Source organism: Marinobacter changyiensis (assembly GCF_009193265.1).
GTDB classification, from domain to species: domain Bacteria; phylum Pseudomonadota; class Gammaproteobacteria; order Pseudomonadales; family Oleiphilaceae; genus Marinobacter; species Marinobacter changyiensis.
The window spans coordinates 845,343-869,828 of the sequence record NZ_VZZZ01000001.1 but is presented as its reverse complement, the minus strand read 5'-3'; the positions used below and the strand labels follow the sequence as shown (position 1 = coordinate 869,828).

Genomic DNA, 24,486 nt, shown 5'->3' with positions numbered 1-24,486 from the left:
TCCCAAGGTCCCTACAGTCCGGCCTGGGCCGCGATCGCTGCAGCGATGGCAGTAGCAACCGATTCCGGTCTGGTTTTGCTGCTGTACTCGAGCAGTTCCGGGTGGCTTTCCACAAAGCTGGTGTTGAAATTTGCGGCGCGGAAATCCGGCTGCTGGAGTATTTGCTGGTAATACGGAATGGTGGTCTGGACACCATAGATCGCCATATCATTCAGGGCTCTCCGGCTGCGTTCGAGCAACTCCTCCCAATCCAGGGCCCAGACAATCAGCTTGGCGCACATGGAATCGTAATGGGGCGGTATGTCATAGCCGGTGTACATGGCGGCGTCGGTGCGAACGCCGGGGCCGCCGGCGGAGTAATAACGGCTGATGCGCCCGAAGCTGGGCAGGAAGCCGTTCTTGGGGTCTTCCGCGTTGATCCGGAACTGGGCGGCAAAGCCCCGGTAGCTGACCTGATCCTGACGGAACCGCAGTTTTTCGTCGGCGGCAATGCGAATCTGCTCCTTGACGATGTCCACCCCGGTAATTTCCTCGGTGATGGTATGTTCCACCTGAACCCGGGTGTTCATTTCCATGAAGTAGAAATCGTCTTTGTCATCTAGCAAAAACTCCACCGTACCCGCGTTCTCGTAACCACAGCCCTTGGCAACCCGCACGGCGAGGTTGCCGATGTAGTCCCGTTGTTCTTCCGTGAGCTGGGGCGAAGGCGCCAGTTCAATCAGTTTCTGGTTGCGGCGCTGGATCGAGCAGTCACGTTCGTACAGGTGAATAACATTGCCGTGCCTGTCCGCCAGGATCTGCACCTCGATATGGCGCGGGTTGACGATGCACTTCTCCAGGAAGACTTCGGCACTGCCAAAAGCCTTGGTGGCCTCCGAAATCACCCGTTCGTAATTCTGACGCAGGCTTTTTTCATCATCGCAGCGGCGAATGCCACGGCCGCCACCACCAGAGGTGGCTTTGAGCATCACCGGGTAGCCGACTTTGCCGGCCTGGGTGACCGCATCGTCAAGATCCTTCAGGTTTCTGTCGGTGCCGGGCGTGACCGGCACTTTGGCCTGGATGGCCGTGGTGCGGGCCGCGGTTTTGTCCCCCATCGCCTCGATCACCTCGGCAGAAGGTCCGATAAACCGGATTCCCCGCTCTTTACATATCGCCGCCAGGGTGGCGTTCTCTGACAGGAAACCGTAGCCCGGATGCAGGGCATCACAGCCGGTTTCCACTGCCAGATTGACGATGTGATGGGGGTTCAGGTATCCAAAGAGCGGGTCTTTGCTGATGCAATAGGACTCGTCTGCTTTCTTGACATGCAGAGAGTAGCGGTCGGCCTCGGAATAGATGGCAACGGCCTTGATGCCCATCTCCTGGCAGGCCCGGGCAATGCGGACGGCAATTTCGCCCCGGTTGGCGATTAACACTTTCCTGATAGTCATGGGGCAAGCCTCAAACGTCATTCAGGATCACGGTCCAAACTCACTTTCTATCCTATCGAAAGCCGGAGGAGGAAAACAGTCACCAAACGCGGCGGTGCTGTAGCGACTTTTCACCGTGGCTATCAGATTGAACTGATCTCTCGGCGGTAGGTGACTCCGGCCCCGTAGAGGCACACAATGGCCCTTAGGTTCACAATCACCTGGGGAGGTGACAATGGATCTCGACAATCCGGCCGCTATCCATCGCATGGTGCAAATTTTCTATTGCCGCCTACTGGACGATCCGGTGATGGAGCCAGTGTTTCTGGAGGTGGCAGGCGTGCACCTGGCAGACCACCTGCCGTTAATTGAAGGCTACTGGTGCAAGATGCTGCTGGGGGAAGACACCTACCACCGCAACATGGTGTATCACCATGAGCAACTTCACGATCAGATGGCCCTCAGCGACGAGCATTTCGAACTCTGGTTCAAACACTTCAACCGTACGCTGGACGATTGCTTCGAAGGCCCCTACACCGAAAAAGCCCGCTCCCTGGCCCGCAAGATTCTCCATAACCTCGCGCAATGGCTGGATGAGAGGGAGCGGCTGGGCCGCGACGAGGCTTAGTTATCTTACCGGCGACAGTTTTGCAGGCCTGGTGGTGAGCAACAAGCCCAGCAGAATCAACACCCCGCCAGCCAGATGGAAAACACTCAGACGCTCAGCGAGGAACAGGCCCGCCAGCACGGCTGCATATACCGGGTTCAGGTACATGAACATGGCCGCCTTGGACGGCCCGACCCGATGCACACCGTTATTCCAGAACGCATAGGCCAGTATGCCCGGGAAAATGGCAACATAGAGCAGCGTCGGGGCAACCTCCATTGAGGGCTCGAAGCCGCCTGAGATAAACAGAAAATCGGTCAGATAGAACGGCAGAATGACCAGCACGCCCAGTGCCACCTGGGTGGTAAGGAACGCGATGGGGTCCAGCGGTACCGCCTGTCGTCTCAGCAATACTGAAAACAGACCCCAACAAAATACCGCGCCCACCATGATCAGGTCACCGGGCTGGAACGAGAGTTGAGTGAAGGTTTGCCAGTTACCCCGTCCAACCACCACCAGTACCCCTGCAATGGCAAGCCCGATACCCATGATCTGCAACGGACGCATCCGGTCCCCGAGGATCAACCACGCCATCAGGGCTACCATGATGGGAATGGTGGAATTGACCAGCGTGATATTCAGCGCTGTCGTGGTTTGCGCCGAGAGGTACAGCAGGGTGTTGAACGCACCCACGCTGAACGCCGCCAGCGCCAGCATGGAAGGCCACCGGTCAACGATGACCGGCCATTGTCTGCGCACAGCCGGCAACCCGATGGGCAACAGAATGGCCAGAGCAATCACCCAGCGCCAGAACGACAGCGACAGGGGTGGAATGGTATCCACCACGCTGCGTGCCACCACCGCATTACCCGCCCAGAACAGGGGAGTGAGCGTCAGGCCTATGTAGGCCAGCCAGAGTGGTTGCGGTTTGTTGCCGGGCACGGATGCTCCTTTTCAGGCTGTCAGACCATTAACAGATCGTGAGCATACTACTCTTCACCGGGCACTTCCGCTTTTAGACCAATGTGATAGGCGGCAAAACCTGCCATCACGACCTGATCGACAGCCATGCCGATGACGCGACCGTCAGAATCTGCCCGGATCGGGTGCTGCTCATTGGTTATCGGGTCGGCAACGATGCCAAGGATTTCACCCTCCATGACGGTAGCGCCCAGCTTGATCTCACTGAACAGGATGCCGCCGTGATTGGCGCGGAGCCAATGGGAGTCGTAGTACACCGGCTCCGGATCGCCCCAGACGAAGAAGCGCTGAAGCATTTTCTGCTTCTCCATCAGGCTGGCGATGCTGTTAACGCCGGCCTCTATCTGCTCCTCCTGAATCCGTAAGGATTCGCCCGCCTCCATGGTGACCGACACGATACCAGAGGCCACTGCAGCAGTGCGCAGCATGCCCGGCCCGCCACTGCTGTGGACGACGGCCATGCCATCGAAACCCCGGGTGAACTCGGCCACCTCGGGGTTGTTCATATCTGCCCGCAACTGCGGCAGATTGGTGCGCTTGAGGGAGCCGGTGTGAATGTCCACCAGCATGTCACAGTGACGAATCACCTGCCCGAACAGCGAATGGGCGATACGCCCGGCAAGGCTGCCACCGGGATCGCCCGGGAAATAGCGGTTGAGGTCACGACGGTCCGCCAGGTAGCGGCTGCCCTGTTGAAAACCCTGCACGTTGACGATGGGAATACCCACAACGGTACCGGAGAGCTTCCGGGGTTCCAGGTCATACATGACCCGGCGCACGATCTCGATACCATTGAGTTCGTCGCCGTGGACGGCGGCGGTGAGACACAGAACCGGCCCGGGTTCGGCACCATTGACGACCAGTACAGGCGTTGGCTGGGACAGCCCGGCGATCTGTATACCCGGAGACCAGGCCAGCCGCGTGGATGTTGCCGGTAATATGTCGGCGTTCAACAGCGAAAACGGCCTGGCTTGAGCGGGAATCTCTGGTGCCACTTCAGTCCCCTGCTGGTTTTCTGGGGATTCAGGTTGCTCTGAAGTGGCACCTTCAGAAGCGGTAGTCAGAAGGTCTGCACCGGGGCGGTCACCGTTGCCGGAGCTGGGGGGCTGGTCCGGGCGACTGTCGGAGTCCGGGGCATCGCTGCCGCCACTGTCCCGTGGGCGCTGCTCGACCGGCTGGGGCACTGGTGCGATTTTCTTCAGGTCAATGTCGGGAGCCACGATCTTCATCGGTTCGGCGGTGTCCGGGGGCTTTTTCCGGCCGCGTTGCGCCGCGGTTTCTGTGCCGAGTCCGTTAGGCCAGTCTTCGGCAGCATCATTGTCAGTAACCCGGGACTGCCGGGGTTCAGACGTCTCGATTTCTTCAACGCTTTCATCCTCACCCTGAATGCTTTCCGATACCTTGGTGGTATCGGCAAGCACAGGAGCACTGGCAAATAACAGCGCACTGGCAAGGCAGAGCGATACTGCAGAGGGGAAAATGACAGAAAGTGAGAAGGGACGTGCATACCACTTAATAAGCACTGGGGAGAGCCTCTTGGATGAATCGGTGACTGAATGACTTATCACCAGGCTATTCAGGATAGATGACACAAGGGCGCTACGGAACCCCGCCTGACAAAGGTTTAATTTCCGCCGTCAGCCCAACGATGGCAGGTTTTCCAGCGTGGCAGGCGGCTCCGCTGGAGCTGCGACGGCTTTTGATTCCCGGCTTAGCCACTATAGTGAGTACGGACGAGTTGAATCACCAGGCAAGGAGAAAAGCGAATGGATTTACTGCGAATACTGATCGCCATACTGTTACCGCCACTGGGCGTTTTCCTGCAGGTAGGAATCGGCAAACATTTCTGGATCAATATTGTGTTGACGTTACTGGGTTATATTCCGGGTATCGTCCATGCGGTCTGGGTGATTGCGAAGAAGTAATGTTCTTCAGATCAGGCTCATTGAATAATCAGCTGCCACCGGTCATCACTTACAGCCGCAACACCGTCCTGCTGCAGCTTCAGCAGGTGTGCCAGCAATGAACGGCTGGCCAGCCCGTGAATTGCAGCAGGCACGTCGTCGTAGGCGTGCAGAACGAGATTTGCCAGAGTGGCCGGGCCGTGGTGGTCCAGCGCCGCCAGCACCTTGTGCTCCCGGGCCATGCGATGAGTCGTCAGGTAGTCAACAACGGCGTGGGCATGACCCAGCAGAAAACCGTGACCGGGCGCTATATAAGCGATGTCTTCCTGCAGCAGACCATGCAGTGAAGCCAGGTAAGCCTTCATATCCCCGTCTGGCGGATTAATCACAACGGTCGAACCCTGCATGATGTGGTCCCCGGAGAACAGCAGATTCTGCCCTGCCAGCAGGTAGCAGAGATGGTTCGACGCGTGGCCGGGGGTGTGAAGTACTTTCAGTTTACCCGCGGCGGTCAGGATCTCATCACCGTCTGCGGGCACCCGGTCCGGCCGGAAGTTGGCGTCCTGAGAGGCGCCCTCCGGCGGCTCCATGCCTACTAACCGGGCACCGGTGGCCGCCCGCAAAAATGCTGCCCCGGGGGAATGGTCCCGGTGGGTGTGGGTGACAAGCACCTGGGTGATGGCGCCGTCGGTGATTGCCAGCAGTTGGTGCAGGTGTTCCTGGTCCTCCGGGCCGGGATCAATAACCGTGTAATCGCCGGGTTTGCCAAGCAAGTAGGTGTTGGTGCCCGGGCCGGTCATCATCCCGGCGTTGCCCGCTGTCAGACGCTGCACACCCGGCCCCAGAAGAACCGGGGTGCCAGGAGTGATGGCTGCGCTGGCGCTGCCCAGTCGACCCGGGTCAAGCTTGCGGACCTCGTCATAGGCGGGCGCACCGGGTTCCACAGTAATTGGCTGCCCAGCTCTGCGGCCAGGCCACGGCTGATTCTCCAGAGGCTCCGGCGGCTGGGAGCGGGCGTAGGCCATCAGCGCGTCAGTGGCGTCGAAATCGCTCAGTATCCGCAAGGTTCGAACGGTAGGAGAGCCCAATAATCGGTGACCCAGGCGGTGATCTTCCAGCGCCTGGGCCGGTGACAGCCAGACGTGATCGATGGTTTCAATGTTGTCATGGCGAGCCACCTGGTGTGGCGGCGCCACCGCCACAAAAAAGCGGGTATCAAAGCGCCGGGGTGGCCCGGACGGAGTCACCCAGTGGCTCAGGTACGCCAGTTGGTCCAGCGGTATGGTAAGCCGGTATTGCTCGCACATATCAGCCAGTGTGCGCTCACCGGCGTTCAGCGCGGCGCGTTCACGCTCAAGTATCGCGCGGTCCAGGCTGACCGGCTTGTCGTCCTGGTCATTCGCCAGCAACAGGCCGGCTTCCTCATAGCACTCCCGCACGGCTGCAATCATATAGCCCGCCCCACCTTCCGTGATGCCCAGGTAATGGCTTGCAGAGGCGTCATCGTGACCGCAGGCCAAGGCCAGGCACTGGTGGTCGTTGCTATCGACAGCGCCGCCCGGGAAGACATAAAATCCGGGCAGGAACACTGCGTCCCAGGTGCGTTGCAACAGCAGCACCTCCATTCCGCTTGCGGTGTCCCGGGTTAAAGCCAGAGTAGCGGCAGGGCGAATTTCCATCAGACAGCACCTTGGTGTCACGAAAAAGAACAGGATTCAAAGATAGCGGAAAACCCCGCCACTTGCCTCCCGATAGTGGTCCGCCCGGGCGCTCGGGGAGTCTGCTCATAGCTTGCCCGCAGCAGTCAGCTTTTGCATGCCCCGCCGGTAAAGCCAGTAGGCCATGACACCGGCAAACAGATTGCCCACCAGGGCTCCGGTCATCAGACCTTCAATGCCGCCGAATTGGGCGCCAAGCCAGAGTGCCGGCAGGAAGCAGAGAAATAACCGCAGCACGGAAATCAGCAGCCCTCTCATCGCCAGACCGAGCGCATTGCACACCGATACCATCATCATGCAGACACCGAGGCCGCTGTAACTCAGCGGTACCCGGATCAGATACTCCCCCAGCACGGCCTGAACGGTCTGGTCACTGCTGAACAGCTCCGAAACTACTCCGGAGCCGGCCAGCCAGAGAACCCCCAGCCCGAACTGCCAGAGCACCACGAATCTCACCGCAAGGCGAATCAGTCGTTTGATGGTCTGGATGTCGCCCGCCCCGAGGGCTCGCCCGATCATCGGGGGCAGGGACATGGTCAGCGCGAGCACCACGACAATAGAGAAGAACTCGAGACGGGTGCCCAGGCCCCAGGCGGCGACCGCAGCGGAACCGAAACCGGCGACCAGAGCGGTGGCGAGCATGGCGGAAAGCGGCGGCATCAGTTGGCTGACCATGGCCGGAGCCATGATGCCGGACAGCTGCTTCAGGGCCTTTGTGAGGGCAATCTCGGCGAGATCAAACCGCAGCCAGCCCCGCCTCAACAAGCTCGGATAGACCACCAGGCAGCCCGCACCGAAGGCGGTCACCGTTGCCCACGCGGCACCGGGCAGACCCCAGCCGAACACGAAGATGTAAAGGGGGTCCAGGCCGATGTTGGCCATACTGGTCGCCACCATCATATACCCCGGTAGCTTGGTGTCGCCGTGGGAACGGCAGATGCTGTAGCCAAAGTACAGCATGGCGCCGGTCCAGGCGGAGAGCAGCCAGGGCATCCAGTAGCTTCGAATCATCGGTAATAAGGCAGCATCCGCCCCGAGCAACGTCATGGTCGGTGCTTGTAGCAGCCACAGCAAAATGCAGAGCATCAGCACCATGGCGGCACCGACCACCACGACCAGACCGCCAAGTCGCTCGGCCCGGGCCTGGTCACCGGCTCCGAGGGTGCGGGAGATGATGGCCGTGGTGGCAATGCCGAGGCCAACCTGCAAGCCGATGATGAGCTGATGCATGGGCAGGGTGAACCCCAGCGCCGCCAGTGGATCCCGGCCCAACTGGCCAATGAAGGCGCTGTCTACGAGCTGGAACGTCATCAGCGACAGCACCCCGAACAGCATGGGCCAGGTCATGGTGAATAGCTGGCGGGCCAGGGAGGGCTGAGTTTGGGTGGTGGTGCTCACTGGTGGGGAGTCGTCTCGTGGTGAGGGGTCGTGTAATTCAGGATTCTGCATTGAAGTGTGATGGCGGGAGGCCAGCCTGTTCCAGGACACGCCCGTGAATACGTCCCTGTAGGGCTCGGGTGTGGCCATCCCTGGCCACACCCGGTCTTGGAACAGGCTGGCCTCCCGCCATCATCGAGCCTTCGGGAGCTCTGCCAGAAACTTGTATCAGAGCTTGGAGCGATTCCTATCCCGTGCCCGTTCTCAGAGAACCTTCAGCGCCGCGTCATAGTCCGGCTCGTCTTTGATTTCGCCGACCAGTTGGCTGTGGAGAACCTTGTTGTCCTCATCCAGCACGATAACCGCTCTTGCGCACAGGCATGCAAGCGGGCCGTTCTGGATCGCGACGCCATAGTCCGGCTGAAAGCTGTGTTTGCGGAAGGTTGAGAGGGTAATGACGTTTTTCAGGCCTTCGGCCCCACAGAAGCGGCCAGCCGCGAAGGGTAGGTCGGCGGAGATAACCAGTACCACGGTGTTGTCGAGGGCGCCGGCCTTTTCGTTGAATTTTCTCGTCGAGGCCGCACAAACGCCGGTATCAATGCTGGGAATGATGTTGAGAATTTTGCGTTTGCCCGCATAGGCATCGAGGCTGGTTTCTTCCAGGTCCTGGTTGGTCAGGGTGAAGTCCGGGGCGGTGTCGCCAACGGATGGAAACGTGCCGCTGATTTCTATAGGGTTACCGTCCAGTGTCACTGTGCTCATCGCAAACTCCGTCTTTTGGTCCATTGATTCGTCAAGTGTATTACCACGTCTTTACCATACACCTGTTTAGTCGATTTTGGATGACTCGTCACCCTTCACAACGACTCGCAACTCTCCATACTCACTCACCAACCGGGAAATGTCTCCGGCGATTCGGCTCCGGCATCAGGCCGTGGCGCTGGTAGCGGGCTCGAAGCCCTGGGCAGGATAACGCTGAACCAGCAACCGATAGACTGTCAGGGCGGCCAGGGCGCAGGCGGCGATTGCCAGGGCCATAACCAGCGAGGTGCCGGTATGGAGGTGCCCGACGAGCAGGCCCACCAATGCGGCAACAGTCATTTGCACGCAGCCGAATACGGCGGAAGCTGAACCGGCCATCCGGGGAAAGTTCGCCAATGCCCCCGCCATGGTCTGTGGCAGTACCATGCCCACGCCCACCATGAACACGACTTGCGGCAGCATCACCGCCGACACATGGAACACTTCTGTTAATGCCAGCCCCGCCATCACGGTGCCACCGATGACACTGACGGTAAGTCCGCGCTGAAGGATCTGATCCGGCAGCATGCGTCGGCCAAGGCGCACGGCAATCAGGTTGCCAAGGATGTAACCGGCGACCACAAAGGCGAAGTAAAACCCGAAATATTCTGCTTTAACCCCGAAAAACTCGATCAGAACGAAAGACGAACCCGACAGAAATGCGAACAGGCCGGCAAATACCAGCGAGTTGGTGAGCGTGTAACCGATAAAGCTCGGGTCGATACCGATGGCCCGGTAGTTGTGAAGCAGATTGCTGATTCGCAGGCTCTGGCGGTTGGCTGGCTTCAGCGGCTCGGGCATGCCGACGGCGATGACTACGGTCATGATCAGGGCATAGACCCCCAGAGCAATAAATATGGAGGCCCAGCCGAAGCCACCCAGGAGCAGGCCGCCTAGTGAGGGTGCAATCGCCGGTGCGAGCGCCATGATGCTGGCGAGAATGGCCATGATGCGGGCGGCCTCCCGGGGCGTGTAGATGTCACGGATGGCGGCGCGCCCCAGCACCGGGCCGGCGGAGCCTCCCAGAGCCTGCAGGAAGCGGCAGAGTACCAGGGTCTCGATATCGGTTGCGAGCGCGCAGCCCAGGCTGGCCAGGGCGAACAGACCAAAGCCGCCGATCATGATGGGTTTGCGACCGAAGCGGTCGGCCAATGGGCCACATACGAGCTGTGCCAGGGCAAACCCGGCCATGAAAATACTCAGGGTAAGCTGCAGTTGATCGGTGCCGGCGTCCAGGGTAGCGCCCATGGATGGTAGTGCTGGCAAATACATATCCGTTGCCAGCGGCCCCAACGCAACGGCGGCGGCGAGCAGGATAGTCGTCCAGACACTGGTCAGTGCAAGCATGGGTTTTCCGGTCAGGTAATTTTCGAATGAACGTGGAGTCTACGCCGATAGGCTGAATTAATAACGGCCCCGGGTTTCATATAACCTATGAACAAAAGTGATGGGTCATGTCTCCAGCCCTTGCGCCACGGCAATCAACTGCTGGCGCAGCCAGCGATGGGCGGGGTCCTGGTGGTTGCGCTGGTGCCAGAGCATCAGCAGAGTGAAGGGTTTGAGTTCGAAGGGCAGCGGTGCTCGCTGGAACGCTTTCATCAGGTGATCCTTCATCCGGAATGGCGCAGTGGCAAGCCAGTCGGTGCCCCTCAGGAATGCGGGCAAGCCCGAGAAATTGGACACGGTAACGGCGATGTCCCGGCTGAGGCCCTGGGTGGTAAGCGATGCTTCCAGTGCCATGCGCTCCCCGGTGGCGAACAGAATGCCGATATGGCGGCTTTGCAGATAGTCCGTCAGGCATCGGGGAGGCGTGCGCTGGTCAGCGTCATAAAAAATCGTCATATGGTCGTCCAGCAAACGTCGCTGCATGACATCACCAACGGCAGGCGGATGGGGGGATATGATCAGGTCACACACGTCTTTGCGCAGCATCTCGGGGCTGGGTATGCCCGCGGGCATGACTTGCAGCCGGACGCCGGGAGCGGTTTTTCGCAGGCGTGCCATCAGCGGCGGTAACAGCAGATCCCGCTGGTAATCGTTGGCGGCGATGGTGAATGTGAGTTCGGCCCTGTCGGGTGAAAACAGCGGCCCTACCGACAGTGAGCGCAGCTCGTCCACCAACTGCCGAACGTGGGGCCCGGCCTGCAGGGTGTAGCGTGTGGGTGTGATGCCGCGGCCGGACTTGACGAACAGCGGGTCCCCCAGGGTCTGGCGCAGCCGGTCCAGCGTATGGCTGACCGCCGACTGGCTGACCCCGAGACGCACCGCCGCCGCAGAAACGCTGCCGGTATCCAGTACTGCCAGCAGAACTGTCAGCGCCCGCACGTCAATATTGAATTCATCAATAGTATTCATGCATGGCATTGTAGGGCGTGTTGCCGGAGTCAGTAAAGCCAGGCAGCCAAGCCGGGGCAACTTCGGTAGAGTGGTTGCAACAGCCACAGCACGGCTTGATCCGGCTGTTTAATCAAGCGCAGGCAATCAGGAGCATCGCAATTATGACAATTTATCTGGCCTTTGACGTCTACGGCACACTGGTAGATCCCCAGGGCATGGCGGAGCATCTCGCTGACGATGTCGGCGATGCGGCCTCGGCGGTCAGCCTGCTGTGGCGGCAAAAGCAGCTTGAGTTCTCGTTTCGCCGCGGATTGATGCGGGTCTATGCGGAGTTCGGAATCTGCACCCGTCAGGCCCTGCAGACTGCGATGCAAAGCTATGGTTTCAGCCTCAGTAGGAAACGGGAAGACGAGCTGATGAAAGCCTATCTGTCGTTACCGGCGTTTGCGGATGCCGAACCCGTGCTGGAAGAGCTGGGCCGGCATCACCCACAGTTTGCATTCTCCAACGGCACTCACGCAGCGCTCAAGAAAGTGTTGGGTCACAGCCGGCTGCTGGATCATCTCGACGGCCTGGTGTCCGTGGACGACATCAAGAGTTTCAAGCCGGACCCTGCCGTATATACCCACGCCCGGCGGGCCACCGGCGCTATGGATCAGCCCCTGTGTCTGGTGTCCAGCAACGGCTGGGATGTGATCGGCGCGCGGGCCGCGGGTCTTATGGCGATCTGGGTCCAGCGTGACCCGGCCACGGTGTTCGAGGACTGGGGTTTCCAGCCCTCCGCCATAATCCGCGACCTCTATGGTTTGCCCGAGGCCCTGTCAGAACTGGCCGCCAACCGCTAGCGCCTGGTCAACGCGCTGGGCGAGCCCGTGAGCCATCGCGAAATGGTCTCTGCTCTACTGCCCACCAGCGCCCTGCGTTGTTATGATGCGCGATGGATTCCATCAACAATAACCGGATGTTCGCCATGCTCAGTTTTTTACCCGCGCCAATCCGTGGTGTCATTGCCGCATTCCTGCTGGCGCTGAATACCGTTTTCTGGTGTTTGCTGCTCTATATCCCTGCACTGCTTAAACTGGCGGTTCCCCATGCCGGTTTCCGCCTGTGGTGCACCCGCCTGATTATCTGGGTTTCCGAATCCTGGGTCGCATGTAATACCGGCTGGATGAAGCTCACCCAGGCCACCCGCTGGCATGTGAAGGGTGACGACCAGCTCAAGCGGGAGAGCTGGTACCTGGTGCTGAGCAATCATCAAAGCTGGGTGGATATTTTTGCCATGCAGCGGGTGTTCAATCGCAAGGCGCCGTTCCTGAAGTTTTTTCTCAAGAAAGAGCTGATCTGGGTTCCGGTGATCGGTCTTGCCTGGTGGGGGCTGGATTTCCCGTTTATGAAGCGCTACTCCAAGGAATACCTGACCAAACACCCGGAAATGCGTGGCAAGGATATGGCAACCACCCGCAAGGCTTGTGAGAAATTCCGCACCACGCCGGTGAGTGTGATGAACTTCGTGGAGGGTACGCGGTTTACCCGCGCCAAACACGCCAGCCAGAAATCGCCCTATCAGCATCTGCTGAAACCCAAGGCTGGCGGAATTGCGTTTGTTCTGGATGCGATGGGGGATTCGATCGAGACCCTGGTGGATGTCACCATTGCCTACCCCAGCGGAGCTCCCAGCTTCTGGGATTTCCTCTGCGGACGGGTGGAAGAAGTCTATATGGTTATCGATACCGTGCCGATCCCGGCGGAACTTCGTAGCCAGGACGAAAAACAGCGGGGGGATGTGCGGGGCTGGGTATCGTCAATATGGGACGCCAAGGATCAGCAGATCGGTCGAATGCTGGCCGAGGTAAATGGCCCGGACTAGGGAAACGCTGATCAATTCCCCTGCGCTTCCCTAACTCTTTTCATCCCGGTCGTCGTCTTCGACCTCCTCCGGATGTTCCTTGCGGTAGCGCTCCCACTCCTCCCAGTCATGGGGGGTGCCGGCGTGGGGGCGCTTCAGGTGCCTGGCATGCTCCAGAGCGTTATGCCGGAGGCTGTGGTCGCGCTCTTCTTCGTCCTTGTCGAAGCCGTATTTTCTCATGAATTCGTCGGGGCGCATCGGTTAACCCTCCTGCCTGTTAACGGCGTGTTTCTATAGCTCTCAATTGTTTACGATGCACCTGGCCGACTGGTTTATCAAGCCGTGGGTGTTTCTTCAGCAGGCGGCTTGTCCACCAGCTTGAAATTGATTTGTTTACGTTCGTCGTCAACGCCGGCAAGGGTGACGGTAACGGGTTGCTCGATCTGGAAAAACCGGCTCTTGCCGTTCAGGCGCAGGGTGATCGGATCGAAGCTGTATTTACCGGAAATGGTCTTGCAGTTTACAAAACCTTCCAGCCCATTGCTGTCCAGCCGCACGAAAAACCCGGCCGGAATGGTACGGCTGATGACACCGGTCATGGGCTGGTCGCCGAGTTTTTTGGCGAAGTCGCACTTGAGCCAGGTATCGAGGCTGTTTGCGGCTTGCCGGGCCTTGATCTGGGTAGCCTGAAGTTGCTCCAGCTCGGTACTTTCCAGAGCCTGGTGGGGCTCCTGCCAGAGCGCGGCCTTGAGCAGCCGATGCACGTAGAAGTCCGAGAATTTACGTAAGGGTGACGTGAACGTAGTGTAGACATTCAGCCCCATACCCTGGTGGGGTGCAGGGGTAAACGACAGTTCCGCCCGGGCCAGCTGGCGGGCAACAATGCTCTTGACCGGCACTTCGCTGCTGGCCTGATCGGCCTGTCGCATCAGATCTTTATAGCCTTCCGGGGCGGCCGGGTCCAGGTCTGCAAGCTCCGGTGCATAGTCTCGCAAAAGCGCTCTGATATTATCGGCCCGATCCGGTCGCAGGCCCGGGTGCTGAATGAACAGACCGTTGTCTTGCTTGCCGAGGAAGTCTGCCACGCTGCGGTTGGCGGCAATCATGCATTCTTCCACCAGGCGGTGGGCTTCATTCTGAATTGCCGGGTCAATTTGGCGAATGCGGCGATTTTCGTCCAGACGCAGGCGGAATTCGGCCCGTTCATTGCCCAGTAGCGCGTGGGCCGAACGCCATTTTCTCAGCGCTCCGGCGACCTGGTGTAACTGGTCGAGGCTGTTGTGCACCTCAGCTGGCAAGGCCCGGGTTTCATCATCGTCCCGTCCCTGAATGAGGTTGGCGACCAGCTCGTAGCTGAGTTTGCCTTTGGAGTGAATCACCGCCTGATGGAAGCTGTAATTCCCGAGGCTGCCATCATTATTGACCTGAACATCGCACACCAGCGCCAGGCGGTTAACCTCTGGCATCAGCGAACATAGCCGGGTACTGATGGCATCCGGCAGCATGGGCAGCGGCTCACCGGGGAAGTAAATAGCGGTGGCGCGCTGGCGTGCCAGCACATCGGCCGCGCTGCCCTGGTCGATGAGTGCGGTGGGGTCCGCAATGGCGATCGAGAGTGTCCAGCCGGTGGCATTCGGCTCGGCCAGCAGGGCATCGTCCATATCCTGGGTGTTGGGGCTGTCGATGGTGACGTAGGGCCGGGCAGTGCGATCCTGCCGCCCTTCGCTCAGGTCCTTGACAGCGGATTCGTCCAGGGCGTTGGCCTGTTTTTCCACGGCTTCCGGCCAGGTGTCGTCGAGATCAAAGCTGGCCAGGGTGAAGGCCCGCTCGATACCGGGTTGGCCGGCTTTGCCAAGAATGCGCAGGATCGCCGCCTGACCTTTACTGTCCTGGAACGGATGACGGGAGATTTCACAATAAATGAAGTCGTCGGGCTCGGCATTCAGCCGCTTCTGGGGCGGAATGAAAATCCAACGGTTAATGCCGGGGGTTTCGGGCACGACAAAATGGCCTTTGCCCTGAATCAGGTATTTACCGACAAACGTCTTGAGCCGGGTTGCCAGCAACTCGTCAATCACAGCCTGACTCTTGCCATTGTCACCGACCTGCTCGGTCACATTGACCCGGTCGCCGGGCAGCACCTTCTGCATCTCGTCCGGTGGCAGGAAGAGATCGCGGCCATCATCCAGTGCAACAAAGCCAAAACGTCCGTTGGTCGCCTTGATGGTGCCGGACAACACAACCTTGGTGGATTCAATATCGGTTTTGAGCTGGCGCAACTGCTGGATGGCGTCGGCATTAAGCATGCAAAAGAACCTGACTGGTATGGGAGTGAATATCTGCCGGAGTATACCGGTTATGGCCTCCCGAGTCAGACCCCCGAGGGCGACACACCTCAAAATCATCGCCTGAGGCGCCGCCTTTCAAGGCTGCCCGCCGAGGCCATGAGGTAAGTCATGGCCCAAGTGGACGTTATGGATAGTCCGTAAACACGCGGGTCTGACCTTCTTCGTTGTACAGCAGCACCTGATAAGCATCCTGGCGGTCGCCCATCTCCATGCCCGGGGAGCCCGCGGGCATGCCCGGCACGGTCAGGCCCCGAGCCTTGGGTGCCTGCTCAAGGAGAGTCCTGATATCGCGGGCGGGCACATGGCCCTCAATGGCATAACCATTGATGAATGCAGTATGGCAACTGGCCAGCGCCGGGGTGAGACCGGCCTCCTGTTTGATCGGGTTAAGATTATCCGTGTTGTGAACCTCGACGTCGAAGTCATGTTCTTCCAGGTGCTTGACCCAGTCTCCACAACAGCCGCAGCTTGGGGATTTGTAGACGGTGATTTTATCGTCGTTTTCTGCTGCCATTGTCAGGCTGCTGAAGGCCAGCGAAAGGGCCAGGCCGAGGGCTTTGAGTTTCATGATGCTGTACCTCAGTGATGATGTTGGGAAGGTTCGCTGTTGTCAGCCTGGTTTTTGGAGCTTCCAGGCCACCAGAACCAGGCGACGATGGCGGCCATCAGTACCAGGCCGCCAAAATTGACCATCAGACTGGTCATGGGTTTCCCCCTTTAGGCAGGGTGGTTTTGAATAACCGCAGCCGGTTGGCATTGGTGACTACAGTAACGGAGGAAAGCGACATGGCGGCGCCTGCCAGAATCGGGCTCATCAGAATGCCCCAGACCGGGTACAGCACCCCTGCCGCAATCGGAATGCCCAGGGTGTTGTAGATGAACGCCCCGAACAGATTCTGATGAATATTTCGAATGGTTGCCCGGGATATCTCAATGGCATCGGGCACGCCGTGTAATGATCCGCGCATCAGCGTGATAGAGGCGCTTTCGATCGCCACATCGGTACCGGTGCCAATGGCAAAACCCACATCTGCTGCCGCCAGGGCGGGCGCATCATTGATACCATCACCAACCATAGCGACCACGTAGCCCTGTTGGCGCATTTCCTCAACAATGCGGGCCTTGTCTTCCGGGAGCACGCTGGACCGGAAATCGTCGATGCCGGTTTTTTCGGCAATCGCCCTGGCTGTGGTCTCGACATCTCCGGTGACCATCATGACGCGGACGCCCGCATCGTGGAGCCGGCGAATCGCGGCTGCCGAATCGGCCTTGATGGCATCGGCGACCCCGATAACCCCCAGCGCCCGGTCACCCTCTGCCAAGAATAACGGTGTACCGGCCTGGCGGGCAATAGTTTCGGCCTCATCCGCGAGCACCGACAGGTCAATACCTGCGGCTTCAAGCCAGCGCCGGTTACCCAGTCGAACGACGGTGCCGTTGAAAGTGCCCTGTACCCCCTGGCCATTGAGCGCCTCAAACTGCTCGACCGCGTCCGGTGAGGCGTTTTCCTCCCGGGCTTGGGTGACGATGGCTTCGGCCAGTGGATGTTCGGAATGCTGCTCCAGGCCAGCAGCAAGGCACAGCAATCGGTGCTGGTCACCACTGACGGCATGGACATGGGTAACGGCCGGATGACCCTCGGTAATAGTGCCGGTTTTGTCCAGGATCACCAGGCTGAGTTTACCCGCCGCCTGCAGTGCATCGCCCTGGCGGATCAGTGCACCGTATTCCGCAGCCTTGCCTACACCTACCATGACCGACATCGGCGTAGCGAGACCAAGTGCGCAGGGGCAGGCGATGATCAGAACGGTGGTCGCGGCCACCATCATGTGGACGATCTCCGGTCCCGGTCCAACGTTGTACCAGACCAGCGCGGTTAAGACGGCAATCAGCATCACGCTGGGGACAAACACGGAGGAAATACGGTCCGCCAGCCGACCGATTTCCGGTTTCGAACCCTGGGCTTTCTTCACCAGCCGGATGATCTGGGCCAGCGCGGTCTCGCTGCCGACTCGGGTGGCCTCGTAAATGATAGCGCCATGGGTGTTCAGGGTTCCAGCCGAGACATCGTCCCCCGGTTTCTTGCTGACCGGCATGGGCTCCCCGGTCAGCATACTCTCGTCGATACGGGTTTCACCTTCGGCGATCACACCGTCCACCGGCAGCTTTTCGCCCGGACGAACGCGAATGTGATCACCCTTTCGGACCTGCTCGACAGGCAGGTCCTGCTCCTCGCCATCGCGAATGACCCGGGCGGTCTTTGCCCGCAGGTCCAGCAGGCGCTTGACCGCTTCCGAGGTTTTGCCTTTGGCCCGCAGCTCCAGAGCCTGCCCCAGATTGATCAGCCCGATAATCATGGCAGAGGCTTCAAAATAGACGTGCCGCGCCATTTCCGGCAGGGCACCCGGAATGATCGTGACCACCATGGAATAGAGCCAGGCGGTACCGGTTCCCAGAGCAATCAGGGTATCCATATTGGCATTGTGATGACGAAAGGCCTTCCAGGCACCGGAGTAGAAATGACCGCCGGTAAAGATCATCACCACCAGAGTCAGTCCGCCCAGCACCAGCCAGGTGAGCTGGTTCGCAGGGGTAACCATCATGCCACCAAAGCCCATTCCCCAGACCATCAGGGCGATGCCCAGGCCGAGGCTGACCGTCATCTTTATCAGCAAGGTGCGGTACCGGGCTTTGTCTTCCGCATCCTTATTGTCCTGTGCAGTGTCCGGGTCCTCAAGAACATGGGCGCTGTAGCCGGCACTGGAGACCGCCTTTGCCAGTGAGTCAGGGTCAGCCTGACCGCCGGCAGTGGCGACGCTGTCGGCCAGATTCATGTGGGCAGTGGTGACCCCTTCAACCGAGAGCAGGGCCTGCTCAATCGTCCGCACACAGGAAGCGCAGGAGGCACCGCTGACGGCGAGATGGACCTGGGTGCCGGCGTTGTGTAGGCGATCAGTCATCGCTATTTACTCCTTACCGGCCATGGTGGGGTCATCCCAGTGTTCAATGAGACGACAAATGGTGTGGCCGTCGGGGGTGCCATCGGGCATTGATTGCCAGGCCCCGAGTGCATTTTTCATGCGGTCACGGAGACTGGTCAGTTCTTGCAACTGAGCTTCCACTTCGTCCAGCCGGTGCTCAAAGACCCGTCGCACCATGGGGCAGGGCGAGTGATGGTCGTCGGCGTGGTTCAGGATGGATTTTATCTCCGGCAGAGAAAAACCCAGTTGGCGTGCCTTACGGGCAAAGCGCAACTTTTGTAGATCGTCTGCTGAGTATTGCTGGTAGTTATTCGCCGGGTTGCGGTCAGGCTGAAGCAGCCCTTCGCGGGTGTAAAACCGCACGGTGTCGGGATTCACCCGGGCGTTTCTTGCAAGTTCACTGACTCTCATAATGTTCAAGCTCGGGGAATGAGTATGCATTATGAAAGTTTAAAACCTGTGAGTCACTCACAGGTCAATAGTTTGAGGGTTATTCTTTTGACCGTAAAAACACTTTGCAATGGCGGCACTGGTCTGGCGCCAGCAGTTTGGCTTGCCAACCAATGCGATGGCCACAGACCGGGCAGCGGAGGCGCATCTGCAACACCACTATCGGCGCCACCAGGGCAGCAATGATAATGCCCAACGGTCCCCAGCTTTCGCCACTGGAAAGCCCGAGCTGGCTGCTGAACACCAACACCACAATGAGCGTAAAAAACGCGAAAATAAAATAATTACGGTTCCACGTTTCCCAGCGTCTTAACTGCTGGTCCTGCTCCCGGTTGAGATAATCAGAGCTCATAGACGGATGCCATTGAATTGCTACTGTCACTCAAGGGTGGGATCTTCGTTGGGTGATTTCAAGGCGCGCTGGCCACGCTTTCGAAACTGATGCCCCCCTTGAGCCGAACCATAAGTTGATCAGCCGGGATGGGCCGGCTGATCAGGAAGCCCTGGGCCAGGTCACAGCGATGGCTGCGCAGGAAGTTAAGTTGGGCTTCGGTTTCAACGCCCTCGGCGGCCACCTGAATGCCCAGGTTGTGGGCCAGATTAATGACTGCGCGGGTGATCACCGCATCGTCGTGGCGCTCTGTGACACCGGTAATAAACGACCGGTCAATTTTAAGCAGGTCGACGGGGAAGTCCCGAAGGTAGCCGAGCGAGGAATAGCCGACACCAAAATCATCAATCGACAGGTGCACCCCGAGTTTGTTGAGCCGGGTGAGCTGGCCCAGGTTACGTTCGAGGTTGTCGATGAAGATTTCTTCAGTTAACTCCACCTCCAGCTGCCCTGCTGAAAGGCCGTGAAATTCCAGGGTCTGCTGTATGTGATCGACCAGACGATCATCATCCAGTTCACGGCCTGACAGGTTCACGGCAATTCTCAGATGGGCCAGAGGTCCATCAGCCCATTCTGCCAGCTGGCGGCAGGCGGCCTGCACAACCCAGCGTCCGATGTCGGTAATGCGACCGCTTTCTTCGGCCAGGGGAATGAAGTCCACCGGCGGCAATAAGCCGCGTAGCGGGTGTTGCCAGCGAATCAGTGCTTCGACGCTGCCCACCTGCATGGTTGCAAGGTCGAGTTGGGGTTGGTAATACAGCACAAACTGGCCATCCGCCAGCGCCTGGTTAAGGTCTTTGTCCAGTTCCAGGCGCATGACTTCCCGGTCTTGCATGCCTTCGGTATAGAACTGGTAGGTGTTGCGGCCACTCTCCTTGGCCCGGTAGAGGGCGATGTCGGCGTTACGAATCAGAATATCCGCGTCAAGGCCGCTTTGTGGATAGACCGCAACCCCCATGGTGGCAGTAATGCTGTGGGACTGACCCTGAACCTCAAAGGGTTCGCTGAAGGCCTGTTTGATCTGGCCCAGCAGGTTGATGACCTCGTCAATGTCTTCCACTTGTTGCTGGCAGAACATGAACTCATCACCGCCTGAGTAGGCAACCAGTATGCGTTCATCACTCAGGGAATTAAGGCGCTCAGCCACCTTGATCAGCAACTCGTCGCCAAACTGATGGCCGAGAGAGTCATTGAGGATCTGGAACCGGTCAAGGTCGATCATGATCAGTGCCACCTGACGGAGCTGTCGATCCGCCATGGTCAGGGTATGGGTCAGGTCTTCCATAAAGAAGCGCCGGTTGGCCAGTCCGGTGAGGGCGTCGGTAGACTCCAGGCGAGCAAGATCCTGCTGGACGGATTTGCGTTGGTCAATTTCCTGCTGCAGCTCATTGCGTGTTCGCAAAAGTGCCCGGTTGCGCTTCAGAATAAGCTGGACCAGAAGCGTCGACAGACTGACCAGCATGCCCATAAGCAATACCGTTGAAAAGGTCACCCAGGGCCAGAAGCTACGGTGACGCGCCAGCCAGGTCGGGGTGGGGGTTAACTGCAGCAACCAGTTAATCGAGGGCAGGTCTACTCTGGCGTTCTGCACAAATCCACGGTTCGGCGGCTCGTTTGACTCGATGCTGTAGGCCACATTGCCGTTCTCAACGATGTCGAGATTGAAATTTGCCTGGATGCGTGGGGTTTGCAGGGCGTCAATCAGGCTTTCCATGCGGAAAACGCCGGCGATGTAGCCATTATTCCGCTCACCCTCGTTAATCGGCGCGTAGATTACCAGCCCCGCGCCGCCCTGTTTGAGCTCGACCACGCCAGAGATGTCCAGCTGACCGGTCAGGGCAGCGCGTTCAAGCGCCTGCCGGCGCTTCTCCAGGAGTGCAACGCTGTCGCCAATGACGTTCTCGTTGCCATCTACCGGCTCGAGCCAACGGATGATGTAGTCGGCGTCAATCCACTCGATCGCCTGGTAGGTACCAAAATCTTCAAGATAGTTGCGGGCATCTCTCTGCCACGCCTGCCTCGACATGTCCGGTTCAATTTCCCGGCGGTCTGCCATGCGGCGGAGGGCCGTGACGTGAGCATCGAAATCCTTTTCAAGCTCAAGGGCCAGCCCGCGGGCTTCGGACTTGAGATTCTGGTTTATCTGGGCCACATCCTGATGGTCTATACCAAATTTGAGACCACTGGCGATCACCAGAAAAGTCGCAAAAATGACAACAGGCAAAATCGGGCTCAACAGGATTGAGTTAATAATACCTGCCACTGGTTTTCGTTTTGGCACTGAGGGCTCCGGTCTGGAATAAACAGAGTGCACGGCTCATGCAAGGGTAGATCAGGATTCATGTTCCAACGCATGGGCAGTGGTGACAATCTGGTCTATCCGGCCGTCAAGTGAAACACCGAATGCACCATCCGGCAGGGCCTGTCGAATGGTATAGAGCTCCCCGTTGGCGTTCAAAGGGTCATTGGCCAGATCAATAACCACCGGATTCCTCGGGTGCTTGTGGGCATCGAGCAAAATTTCGACCTTGGGCTTCAGCTTTTTACCGGGATGGCTTGAGATCACCAGCGCTACTTCGCCAGAGGTCATCTCGATCAGCGTGCCGGGCGGATAAAGCCCCATCATCCGAATAAACGCTTCGACCATTTCAGCATCAAATTGCTCGCCCCGGCCTCGATACAGTATCCGTAGGGCATCGGAGGCCGACAACCCGGCACGATAGCAGCGATCGCTGGTGATAGCATCATACGCATCCACGATGGAAACCAGTCGGGCGAAGCGGCTGGTCTGACACTCGCTCAATTGATGAGGATAGCCATTGCCATCAATACGCTCATGGTGATGGCGGCTTACATCCGCCACGATCGGCTCAAGAGTATGGTGAGACTGCAATAATTGAAAGCCGTATTCGGCATGGCGTTGCATTTCAGCAATTTCTTCCGGTGTCAAAGCCCCGGGTTTGTTGAGGATGGCGTAGGGTATTCTGAGTTTGCCGATGTCGTGTAGGAGGCCGCACAGACCCACCACTTCCAGGTCGTCGTCTGGCAGCCCGATGAAGCGTGCAAAGGCGATGGCGTAAATGGCCACCCGCAGGCAGTGTTCGGCAGTGTAGGCATCTTCATTCTTGATGTGCGCCATCCAGAACATGGCATTGGCGTTGGCGCTGATGCTTCTCACGCATTCTTTGATAACAGGCCGTGCTTCTTCCAGACTCACATCGTCGGCGTGTTCCAGAGACGCCAACATCTGGTCCACAAACGCCTGGGTAAGCTGGAAGGAGACTTTTGCTTGCGGCAGCTCAGCGGCGAGTGAGCGTTTTTCGACCAGAGGTCTGGTTACCCGGCGTTGCAGGGTACTGAGCTTGGCCCGGGCTTTGATCAGCTGGTCCGCTTCGGCCTCAACCAACACCCACCGGCAATAATATCGAAGTATCCGGATCTGGCTGTCGCTCTCTACAGTGAAGCCCTGAAACAATACCGGAACTTCGGTCCAGGGTCGGTCAAGTTTCACCACCCGCATACCGGGCTCGACCAGATCGACAGGTAACCGGGCACGATCAAGCGCCTTGCCCCGGTGCAAGGGCTCGGAAGGCTTATGAAGTTTGGATAGCGCTGCGCTGGTTTTACGTCGGAACCACATGGCTCGGCCAGTATTATTTTTGTGTGAGTTCGGTATGGTAGAAAGTCAAAACACTGCCCCTGGCCGTATCAAGCAATTATCTCGGGTAATCAAAAAAACCCGTTTAATTTCAATTGCTTGCAGTCGGTTCAGCTCACTGACCGGGTCACAAGAGGTATGCCAAGACGGGGTATTTCCTGTTTCGGGCAGCGGTTCATGACCACCGTCAGGCCTGCCTGTTCTGCTTTTTCTGCCGCCACCTCATCGATGACACCTATTTGCAACCAGAGCACCGGAATGGCCAGCTCTGTGGCGGTTGCCATAAGCGGTCCAACGCGTTCCGAAGCGATGAAGAAGTCTGCCATGTCAACGGATTCGGGTATGGCCTCCAGGGAAGGGTAAACCGCTTCACCCAACAGTTTCTGGCCTGCAAGGCGAGGATTCACCGGGATTACCCGATAACCCCTGCCCTGCAGGTAGGCCATTACCTGGTAGCTGGCCCGATGGCTTTTCTCACTGGCACCGACCAGAGCAATGGTGTGGACCCTGGTGAGAATCTGGCGCAGCGCTTCGGGGTGGCTTTCAGGCATAACGGACTTGCTCCGGGAATCATGTGGTTTTAGTCCGGTGCGCTTCGAGACTCACAGACACCGATTCCGCATAGCGTAACGCGTGGGGCTTGTCGATTTCCACCTTTGCCCATTGCACGGCTGTGTGTTCCATCACAATGCTGAGTACCTCGTGGGTCATCCGTTCCAGCAAGGCAAACCGGTTGCCATCGATATGATGAATAATCTGTTTGGTGATGGTGCGGTAATTCAACGCCGACGCAATCGCGTTGTTATCCAGAGCTGCGGTCGCATCGTAAGTGAGACAGACATTGATCACCACGTCCTGCAGGTTGTTGATCTCCTCTTCTTTGATGCCAATATAGGTTCGCAGCAGCAGATCCTTGATCCGCACCTTCGCCTGACGACTGAATGTGGGGCTTGCCATAAAGTCTCCTAGCGCCGCTGAATCAGATTCAGGAATTCTGAGCGGGTAGCCTGGGACTGGCGAAAAGAACCCAGCATCATCGAGGTTTTCATCAGAGAATTCTGCTTCTCGACCCCCCGCATCATCATGCACATGTGCTTGGCTTCGATCACTACCGCCACGCCTTTGGCGCCGGTAACATTCTCGATGGCCTCGGCAATCTGCCGGGTCAGGTTCTCCTGAATCTGTAACCTGCGGGCATACATATCCACAAGACGGGCAAATTTGGAGAGGCCTAGCACCCGACCACTGGGAATGTAGGCAATATGGCATTTGCCGATGAACGGTAACAGGTGATGCTCACAAAGGCTGTAGAGCTCAATATCCTGTATTACTACCATTTCATCCATGTTGGACTCGAAAATGGCGCCATTGACCAGTTCACCAAGATCCTGTTGATAACCCTTGGTCAAAAACTGCATAGCTTTTGCGGCTCTTTTCGGTGTGTCTTGCAGGCCCTCGCGGCCCGGATCTTCACCAAGCCCGGAAATAATCTCCCGGTAATGGCTGGTGAGGTCGGTAAGCTGATCGGTCATATCGCGTTCCGCTGAATATATGTTGTGTATTGGTTCAACCGCCAAGGGTAAGGCAAAACGGGTCGATGCACTACGACCGTTATACGAGCCGGTGTGCTGAAAAGACCAAAGCGCCGGACTGTGACCCTTGTTGTGTTAACCGC

General features: G+C 58.4%; 24 protein-coding genes. 4 read left to right on the top strand and 20 right to left on the bottom strand.

What is annotated here, in order from left to right:
• Nucleotides 1-11: 11 nt before the first annotated feature.
• Nucleotides 12-1,433 carry an acetyl-CoA carboxylase biotin carboxylase subunit gene (locus F6Y09_RS04200; protein WP_152205636.1) on the bottom strand — a complete coding sequence of 474 codons (1,422 nt, stop codon included), beginning with the start codon at nt 1,431-1,433 and terminating at the stop codon, nt 12-14.
• Nucleotides 1,434-1,647: 214 nt separating this feature from the next.
• On the opposite strand from F6Y09_RS04200, the gene F6Y09_RS04195 reads away from it, so the two are divergent.
• Nucleotides 1,648-2,040, top strand: coding sequence for a group III truncated hemoglobin (locus tag F6Y09_RS04195; RefSeq protein WP_152205635.1), 393 nt, complete (start codon nt 1,648-1,650; stop codon nt 2,038-2,040).
• Here the strand turns inward: F6Y09_RS04195 and F6Y09_RS04190 are convergent, their stop codons facing one another.
• Entirely contained in the window at nt 2,041-2,961 is a 921-nt protein-coding gene (locus tag F6Y09_RS04190) for a DMT family transporter (RefSeq protein WP_152205634.1), read from the bottom strand.
• A gap of 47 nt (nt 2,962-3,008) precedes the next feature.
• The gene (locus F6Y09_RS04185) at nt 3,009-4,523 is read right to left on the bottom strand and encodes a succinylglutamate desuccinylase/aspartoacylase domain-containing protein (RefSeq protein ID WP_246180293.1); all 1,515 of its coding nucleotides are present in this window, start codon (nt 4,521-4,523) and stop codon (nt 3,009-3,011) included.
• Nucleotides 4,524-4,766: 243 nt separating this feature from the next.
• Between F6Y09_RS04185 and F6Y09_RS04180 the strand changes: the two genes are divergently transcribed.
• Nucleotides 4,767-4,925, top strand: a complete 159-nt coding sequence (locus tag F6Y09_RS04180; protein WP_022989318.1) for a YqaE/Pmp3 family membrane protein — start codon at nt 4,767-4,769, stop codon at nt 4,923-4,925.
• Nucleotides 4,926-4,942: 17 nt separating this feature from the next.
• Here the strand turns inward: F6Y09_RS04180 and F6Y09_RS04175 are convergent, their stop codons facing one another.
• From F6Y09_RS04175 to F6Y09_RS04155, 5 genes are all read right to left on the bottom strand, one after another.
• On the bottom strand, nt 4,943-6,583 hold the full coding sequence (locus F6Y09_RS04175; RefSeq protein WP_152205633.1) for an MBL fold metallo-hydrolase: 1,641 nt from the start codon (nt 6,581-6,583) through the stop codon (nt 4,943-4,945).
• A gap of 105 nt (nt 6,584-6,688) precedes the next feature.
• The gene (locus F6Y09_RS04170; RefSeq protein ID WP_179959352.1) at nt 6,689-7,969 is read right to left on the bottom strand and encodes an MATE family efflux transporter; all 1,281 of its coding nucleotides are present in this window, start codon (nt 7,967-7,969) and stop codon (nt 6,689-6,691) included.
• Between the two features lie 294 nt (nt 7,970-8,263).
• Nucleotides 8,264-8,761 (bottom strand): thiol peroxidase, encoded by a 498-nt coding sequence (gene tpx, locus F6Y09_RS04165; RefSeq protein ID WP_152205632.1) that lies wholly within the window; start codon nt 8,759-8,761, stop codon nt 8,264-8,266.
• Nucleotides 8,762-8,926: 165 nt separating this feature from the next.
• On the bottom strand, nt 8,927-10,147 hold the full coding sequence (locus F6Y09_RS04160) for a multidrug effflux MFS transporter (protein WP_152205631.1): 1,221 nt from the start codon (nt 10,145-10,147) through the stop codon (nt 8,927-8,929).
• 105 nt (nt 10,148-10,252) lie between these two features.
• On the bottom strand, nt 10,253-11,155 hold the full coding sequence (locus F6Y09_RS04155) for a LysR family transcriptional regulator (RefSeq protein WP_152205630.1): 903 nt from the start codon (nt 11,153-11,155) through the stop codon (nt 10,253-10,255).
• Between the two features lie 143 nt (nt 11,156-11,298).
• On the opposite strand from F6Y09_RS04155, the gene F6Y09_RS04150 reads away from it, so the two are divergent.
• Both F6Y09_RS04150 and F6Y09_RS04145 read left to right on the top strand, forming a co-directional pair.
• Nucleotides 11,299-11,982: a haloacid dehalogenase type II gene (locus tag F6Y09_RS04150; protein WP_152205629.1), complete on the top strand. Its 684-nt coding sequence runs from the start codon at nt 11,299-11,301 to the stop codon at nt 11,980-11,982.
• Nucleotides 11,983-12,107: 125 nt separating this feature from the next.
• Nucleotides 12,108-13,004 carry an acyltransferase gene (locus tag F6Y09_RS04145; RefSeq protein WP_152205983.1) on the top strand — a complete coding sequence of 299 codons (897 nt, stop codon included), beginning with the start codon at nt 12,108-12,110 and terminating at the stop codon, nt 13,002-13,004.
• A 30-nt stretch (nt 13,005-13,034) separates the two neighbouring features.
• Here the strand turns inward: F6Y09_RS04145 and F6Y09_RS04140 are convergent, their stop codons facing one another.
• The 12 genes from F6Y09_RS04140 to folE all read right to left on the bottom strand — a co-directional run bounded on the left by F6Y09_RS04140 (nt 13,035) and on the right by folE (nt 24,343).
• Nucleotides 13,035-13,241 (bottom strand): hypothetical protein, encoded by a 207-nt coding sequence (locus tag F6Y09_RS04140; RefSeq protein ID WP_152205628.1) that lies wholly within the window; start codon nt 13,239-13,241, stop codon nt 13,035-13,037.
• Nucleotides 13,242-13,318: 77 nt separating this feature from the next.
• Nucleotides 13,319-15,289, bottom strand: coding sequence for a ribonuclease R family protein (locus F6Y09_RS04135; RefSeq protein ID WP_152205627.1), 1,971 nt, complete (start codon nt 15,287-15,289; stop codon nt 13,319-13,321).
• A gap of 166 nt (nt 15,290-15,455) precedes the next feature.
• Nucleotides 15,456-15,899 (bottom strand): DUF411 domain-containing protein, encoded by a 444-nt coding sequence (locus F6Y09_RS04130; RefSeq protein WP_152205626.1) that lies wholly within the window; start codon nt 15,897-15,899, stop codon nt 15,456-15,458.
• Nucleotides 15,900-15,910: 11 nt separating this feature from the next.
• Nucleotides 15,911-16,036, bottom strand: coding sequence for a hypothetical protein (locus tag F6Y09_RS20670; protein ID WP_281347693.1), 126 nt, complete (start codon nt 16,034-16,036; stop codon nt 15,911-15,913).
• Nucleotides 16,033-18,291 (bottom strand): heavy metal translocating P-type ATPase, encoded by a 2,259-nt coding sequence (locus F6Y09_RS04125; protein ID WP_152205625.1) that lies wholly within the window; start codon nt 18,289-18,291, stop codon nt 16,033-16,035. The genes F6Y09_RS20670 and F6Y09_RS04125 overlap by 4 nt, the downstream gene beginning before the upstream one ends.
• 6 nt (nt 18,292-18,297) lie before the next feature.
• A complete protein-coding gene (locus tag F6Y09_RS04120) occupies nt 18,298-18,723 on the bottom strand; it encodes a MerR family transcriptional regulator (RefSeq protein WP_152205624.1) in 426 nt (141 codons plus the stop codon).
• Between the two features lie 79 nt (nt 18,724-18,802).
• On the bottom strand, nt 18,803-19,114 hold the full coding sequence (locus tag F6Y09_RS04115) for a hypothetical protein (protein ID WP_152205623.1): 312 nt from the start codon (nt 19,112-19,114) through the stop codon (nt 18,803-18,805).
• Between the two features lie 58 nt (nt 19,115-19,172).
• Nucleotides 19,173-21,434, bottom strand: coding sequence for a putative bifunctional diguanylate cyclase/phosphodiesterase (locus F6Y09_RS04110; protein ID WP_246180291.1), 2,262 nt, complete (start codon nt 21,432-21,434; stop codon nt 19,173-19,175).
• A 51-nt stretch (nt 21,435-21,485) separates the two neighbouring features.
• The gene (locus F6Y09_RS04105; protein ID WP_152205622.1) at nt 21,486-22,793 is read right to left on the bottom strand and encodes an HD-GYP domain-containing protein; all 1,308 of its coding nucleotides are present in this window, start codon (nt 22,791-22,793) and stop codon (nt 21,486-21,488) included.
• 128 nt (nt 22,794-22,921) lie between these two features.
• Nucleotides 22,922-23,362, bottom strand: a complete 441-nt coding sequence (locus tag F6Y09_RS04100) for a CoA-binding protein (protein WP_152205621.1) — start codon at nt 23,360-23,362, stop codon at nt 22,922-22,924.
• A gap of 19 nt (nt 23,363-23,381) precedes the next feature.
• Nucleotides 23,382-23,768: a dihydroneopterin triphosphate 2'-epimerase gene (folX, locus tag F6Y09_RS04095; protein ID WP_152205620.1), complete on the bottom strand. Its 387-nt coding sequence runs from the start codon at nt 23,766-23,768 to the stop codon at nt 23,382-23,384.
• Between the two features lie 8 nt (nt 23,769-23,776).
• On the bottom strand, nt 23,777-24,343 hold the full coding sequence (folE, locus tag F6Y09_RS04090) for a GTP cyclohydrolase I FolE (protein WP_152205619.1): 567 nt from the start codon (nt 24,341-24,343) through the stop codon (nt 23,777-23,779).
• Nucleotides 24,344-24,486 lie beyond the last annotated feature (143 nt).